The organism is Aeromicrobium sp. (genome assembly GCF_014378035.1).
Taxonomy (GTDB): domain Bacteria; phylum Actinomycetota; class Actinomycetes; order Propionibacteriales; family Nocardioidaceae; genus Aeromicrobium.
The window spans coordinates 1-4,694 of sequence record NZ_JACMOM010000037.1 but is presented as its reverse complement, the minus strand read 5'-3'; the positions used below and the strand labels follow the sequence as shown (position 1 = coordinate 4,694).

The 4,694-nt window shown below is 68.2% G+C and carries 4 protein-coding genes and 2 pseudogenes; 5 read left to right on the top strand and 1 reads right to left on the bottom strand.

The window, feature by feature from the left end; all coding sequences use genetic code 11:
- The 3 genes and pseudogenes from H7290_RS02305 to H7290_RS02295 all read left to right on the top strand — a co-directional run.
- Window positions 1–212: pseudogene (locus H7290_RS02305) on the top strand (iron transporter); the annotation flags it as partial.
- Window positions 213–239: 27 nt separating this feature from the next.
- Window positions 240–1,424 (top strand): serine hydrolase, encoded by a 1,185-nt coding sequence (locus tag H7290_RS02300; protein ID WP_290512400.1) that lies wholly within the window; start codon window positions 240–242, stop codon window positions 1,422–1,424.
- A complete protein-coding gene (locus H7290_RS02295; RefSeq protein ID WP_290512399.1) occupies window positions 1,421–2,011 on the top strand; it encodes a hypothetical protein in 591 nt (196 codons plus the stop codon). Before H7290_RS02300 ends, H7290_RS02295 begins: the two co-directional genes overlap by 4 nt.
- 185 nt (window positions 2,012–2,196) lie before the next feature.
- Here the strand turns inward: H7290_RS02295 and H7290_RS02290 are convergent, their stop codons facing one another.
- Window positions 2,197–3,168, bottom strand: a complete 972-nt coding sequence (locus tag H7290_RS02290; RefSeq protein ID WP_290512398.1) for an aldo/keto reductase — start codon at window positions 3,166–3,168, stop codon at window positions 2,197–2,199.
- 197 nt (window positions 3,169–3,365) lie between these two features.
- Here H7290_RS02290 and H7290_RS02285 point away from each other — a divergent pair, with 197 nt between their 5' ends.
- Window positions 3,366–3,719 carry a hypothetical protein gene (locus tag H7290_RS02285; RefSeq protein WP_290512397.1) on the top strand — a complete coding sequence of 118 codons (354 nt, stop codon included), beginning with the start codon at window positions 3,366–3,368 and terminating at the stop codon, window positions 3,717–3,719.
- A 57-nt stretch (window positions 3,720–3,776) separates the two neighbouring features.
- A pseudogene (locus H7290_RS02280) lies at window positions 3,777–4,694 on the top strand (protein translocase subunit SecD); the annotation flags it as partial.

Here is a 4,694-nt window from a genome sequence, read left to right as displayed (position 1 = left end):
TCGGCAGCCGCATCTTCGGCATCTCTTCCACGATCCCTCCCGACAGCTGGTACGGCACCCTCCTCCAGGGCACCGTCAACTTCCAGCCCGATCCGTCGTGGCTGCAAGGCATCGTGTGGATGTCCTATCTCGCGATCGTGCTGACGCTCTACCTACGCAAGCCCAAGCCCACCTCAACGCCCGCGCCGAGCAAGCAGGCTCAGAGCGTCTGACTGGGTGTGCCCGGCTAACGTGGTCGCATGAACGCGGCGGTACGGGGGAGCTACGATCCCCGCTTCACGGCACTTGCCGACCTCCTGCACGCCCACGTCGGCGATGGCATCGAACGTGGTGCGAGCCTGTGCGTCATCCAGGACGGCGAGGTGCTCGTCGACATCTGGGACGGCTGGTCCGACGTCGAGCAGACTGCGACGTGGCAGCGCGACACGATCACTCCCGTCTGGTCGATCACCAAAGTCATGGTCAACCTCGCCGCACTGGTGCTCATCGACCGAGGCGAGCTCGACCCTGACTCCCCCGTCGCCGATTACTGGCCCGAGTTCGGCGCTGCTGGCAAGCAAGGAGTCACTGTCGCCCAGATTCTCGGGCACACCTCGGGCGTCTCCGGCTGGGCGCAGCCCGTCACGGTCGATGATCTCTACGACTGGTCCCGCTCCACCACGATGCCCGCCGCGCAGGAGCCGTGGTGGGAGCCCGGCACGGCGTCGGGCTACCACCTCCTCAACCAGGGGCACCTCGTCGGTGAGGTCATTCGCCGCATCACCGGTGTCACGGTCGGCGAGTTCTTCGCCAAAGAGATTGCCGGCCCTCTGGGGGCCGACTTCCACATCGGGCTCCGACCGGACGACGACAAGCGTGTGTCGCCAGTGTCACCGCCACGTCAGCTCGACCTGGACCTGACAGCCATCGACCCGGCTGGCATCGCGATGCGCACGCTCACCGGCCCTTTCGTCAACGCCCGCGAGGCCAACACCGAGCGCTGGCGCCGGGCCGAGATTCCGGCCGCCAACGGGCACGGCAACGCCCGGTCGATCGCCCGCGTCCAGTCGCTGATCTCGCACGGTGGTGAGGTTGATGGCGTGCGCCTCCTGTCGCCAGCCACGATCGAGCGCATCTTCGACGTCCAGGCCAGCGGCATCGATCTCGTGCTGGGCGTGCAGAGCACGTTTGGCCTAGGGTGGGCGCTGCCCGAACCCGCCACGATGCCATCGGTTGCCGCGGGCCGGCGCTGCTACTGGGGTGGTCTGGGCGGCTCGATCGTCATCAACGACCTCGACAACCGCCTCACGATTGCCTACGCCATGAACAGGATGCTCTTCGAGTACGCACCCGGCACCCGCCTCACCAGACCCTGCGGCGACTCGAGGTCCGATTCGTACGTCGACGCCATCATGGCCGCCCTCACGATCGAGACGGCGTCATGAGCGACTTCAAGAGACCCTCGCTGCCCGGAGCGGCGCTGTTCGAGGCCCAAGCCGGCGGGGCCGACCCTGCCGAGATGGCGGCGGCGGGCCACCGTATTGCCACCCTGCTCGTGCGTGGCCCGCGCACCGACACCGACCAGGGTCTCGTCGACCGGGTGCTGCACCTGGCCGACGAGGGGGGGCTCGGTGTCATCGCCGACCTCTGGTCGCACGCCGCGTCAGACAGCCTTGCCGGCGCTCTCTGGCGCCTCTACCTGCTGCGCACCTGGGTCTACCGTCAGCCCGACCAGGCCGCGCGCGAGTATGCCGAGGGCAAGGCCTACGCACCCGTCCGCGAGGTGCTCGCCGGTGTCGTCGACCCGCCCGGCCCCGAAGAGGTCATCGCCCTTGTCGACACCGTCGTCATGGGCATCGTTGGTGACGACTTCGATGTGACCCTCGACCGCGCGGCCGCCTTCGCGCACATCGTCGGTGTCGGCCGGGCCCAGCTCGATGCGGGAGACCCCCACAGCGCCGCCAAGCTCGTCGACACCGCAATGCACCTGCACCGCGCGGCCGAGATGGAGCGATCTTCCGAGTTGCACTGATGGCCGTCCGGCTGGTGCTGACTTGTGTTGGACGATGCCTCGGTTAGGCTTGCACGAGCGTCGGGCTGGTTAGCCCCGGGTCCCAAAATTAGCCGCTTCGAGCGGCCACGCGCCGTGAGGCGCTTCCCAGCCCGACGCGACCTCGTTTCTTCCGTCGGGCACACCTCACGACGTTCGCGGCACAGTCAGTTACCGGCGAAAGTCGTGTACGACTGCTCCGGGCGGCCGATCTCCGCGAGATCGTCGAGGTCGTCTTCCGACGGCATCCACCGGCCGGCCGCAGCGTTTGCTTCCACCTGTTCGGGCCTCGTCGCACCCGCGATGACACTCGCGACCCCGGGTTGCTCCGCCAGTCCGCCGATGGCCAGCTCGAGCACCGAGATGTTGCGTTCGACCGCGAACGCCTGCAGCGCGTCGATACGGTCCCAGTCCGCATCGGCGAGCCGCTGGGCCTGCGCCTCGAGACGCGAGCCCGACGGAGCAGGTACGTCCCGACCGTACTTGCCGGTGAGCAGACCGTAGGCGAGCGGGAAGTAGGGAAGGATACCGACGCCCAGCGCGAGGCAGGCTGGCGTGAGCTCGACCTCGGCGGTGCGGTTGTAGAGGGAGTACTCGTTCTGCGCCGTCACGAAAGACTCGAGGTGGCCTGTCTTGGACGTCCATGCCGCGTCGACGAGCTGCCAGGCCTGCAGGTTGGAACAGCCGATCGCGCGGACCTTGCCCTCGCCGACGAGCTCGCTGAGGGCACCGAGAGTCTCCTCGATCGGCGTCAGTGGGTCGGGGGTGTGCAGCTGGTAGAGGTCGATGTGGTCGATTCCCAGCCGGCGCAGGCTCGCCTCGGCCGCCGAACGCACGTACGCGGCCGAACCGCGACGACCGTGGTCGTCACCGCTGCGACCCTGCATGTCCATGCCGAACTTCGTCGCGACGACAGCCTCGTCGCGCCGTCCGGCGAGCGCCCTGCCCAGCAGCTCCTCGCTCTCACCGAGCCCGTAGGCATCGGCGGTGTCGAAGAACGCCACGCCATTCTCGATGGCCGCGTCGACGACTGCCCGTGTCTGATCGACGTCGATCCGAGTTCCGAAAGCGTTGCACCCGACCCCCACGACAGGCACCGTGATGCCGCTGTTGCCAAGGGGGCGAAGCTCGGACGTCATGCCCGCAGCCTAGGCAGCACGAGGCCCATGCCCGGGGATGAGCGCCCTGAGCTGGCGTGAATGTGACTCAGATCACATCATGCTGACGTCACGGAGTGCGTGCGCAGCCGTCCCCTTCTTGTCGCCTCGCCAACTCCCCAGGGGGAGTGGCGGGGCGACACTCTCTGCCCGAAGTGTCCGTCACGTACGATCGACGCATGCTCATGTCGTCCTCAGCGCGCAGGCTTGCAGCCGCGCTGACGGCCACTTTCGTCGCGGTGCTGTTGATCATGACCGGCGGTACATCGCGGCCTGTCGCCCCGGCACAGCGCAGCAGCGCTGCTGCTGGCAGCACGGCCGCGACACCCCATCTTGCCCGCACACCTCACATTGTCGCGGCGAGTGGGCATCACTCTGCTCCGTCCGTGCCTCATCTCGATCTCGCGTCGGCCCCTCCGCACTCCCCCGACCTTGTCGGCCGCGTCGATGGGCTGAGCCCGACCGACGCCGCAGTAATGCGCCTCGGACGCGAGCACGTCACCCCCAACGGACGGGCGCCGCCGGCTGTCTGAGCCTGCCGCCCACCCATCCGTCCGCGCCGACTCCGGCGCACCCTCGAAAGTTCACCCATGCCTTCCCGTGCCCCGCTGTGGCGCGCCGTCGCTGCATTCGCCGTCGTCGCCATCTCTCTCCTTCTTGCCCTCACCAGCTCTGCCAAGCTGGGCCTCGACCTGCGGGGCGGCACCCAGATCGTCCTGCAGACCAAGGACTCCGACCGCGTCAAGGCGGACGCCGCGTCCACCGACCGCGCGCTGGGGGTGCTCCGCGGACGTGTCGACGCTCTCGGAGTCGCGGAGCCGACCCTTGCGCGCTCCGGCGAAAAACGCATCATCATCGAGCTACCCGGCCTGCAGGACCCCCGCGAGGCAGCGAAGGTCATCGGCCAGACTGCCCAGCTGTCGTTCCACGAGGTGGTCGGCATTCCGACGGAGGGCCAGAAGGCCGCCGCCGGTGAGACACTCCTGACCGATGAGTCTGGCCAGCCGATCCTGGTCGGCAAGACGTTGCTCGATGGCAACGGCGTCAAGGATGCCGACGCCCAGACCGAGCAGGAGGGCCTCGGCCAGTGGGTCGTCAACGTGGCGTTCAACGGGCAGGGCAGCAGTGGTTGGAAGCAGCTCGTCTCCGACGCCTGCGCCAACACCGAGGCAGGCAACCGTGTCGCGATCGTGCTCGACGACAAGGTGATCTCTTCACCGGGTGTCGTGCCCGAGCTGTGCAGCTCGGGCGGAGGTGGCAGCACCAGCATCACCGGCAGCTTCACCCAGGCCGAGGCCAAGGACCTGCCGGTGCTCATCAAGGGCGGGGCGCTCCCGGTGCCCGTCGAGGTGCTTGAGCAGAGGACCGCCGGGCCGACGCACGGCAAGGTCGCCATCGCCGCGTCGATCGAGGCCGCCATCATCGGCAACATCCTCACCGGGATGTTCATCATGTTCGTCTACCGGCTCGTCGGCCTCCTCGCGACTGTCGCCCTGGGCGCGTATGCC

Coding starts and splice junctions, on each gene's coding strand:
- H7290_RS02290 (WP_290512398.1), bottom strand. CDS start 3,168: ATGACGTCCGAGCTTCGCCCCCTTGGCAACAGCGGCATCACGGTGCCT.
- H7290_RS02285 (WP_290512397.1), top strand. CDS start 3,366: ATGCTCATGTCGTCCTCAGCGCGCAGGCTTGCAGCCGCGCTGACGGCC.
- H7290_RS02295 (WP_290512399.1), top strand. CDS start 1,421: ATGAGCGACTTCAAGAGACCCTCGCTGCCCGGAGCGGCGCTGTTCGAG.
- H7290_RS02300 (WP_290512400.1), top strand. CDS start 240: ATGAACGCGGCGGTACGGGGGAGCTACGATCCCCGCTTCACGGCACTT.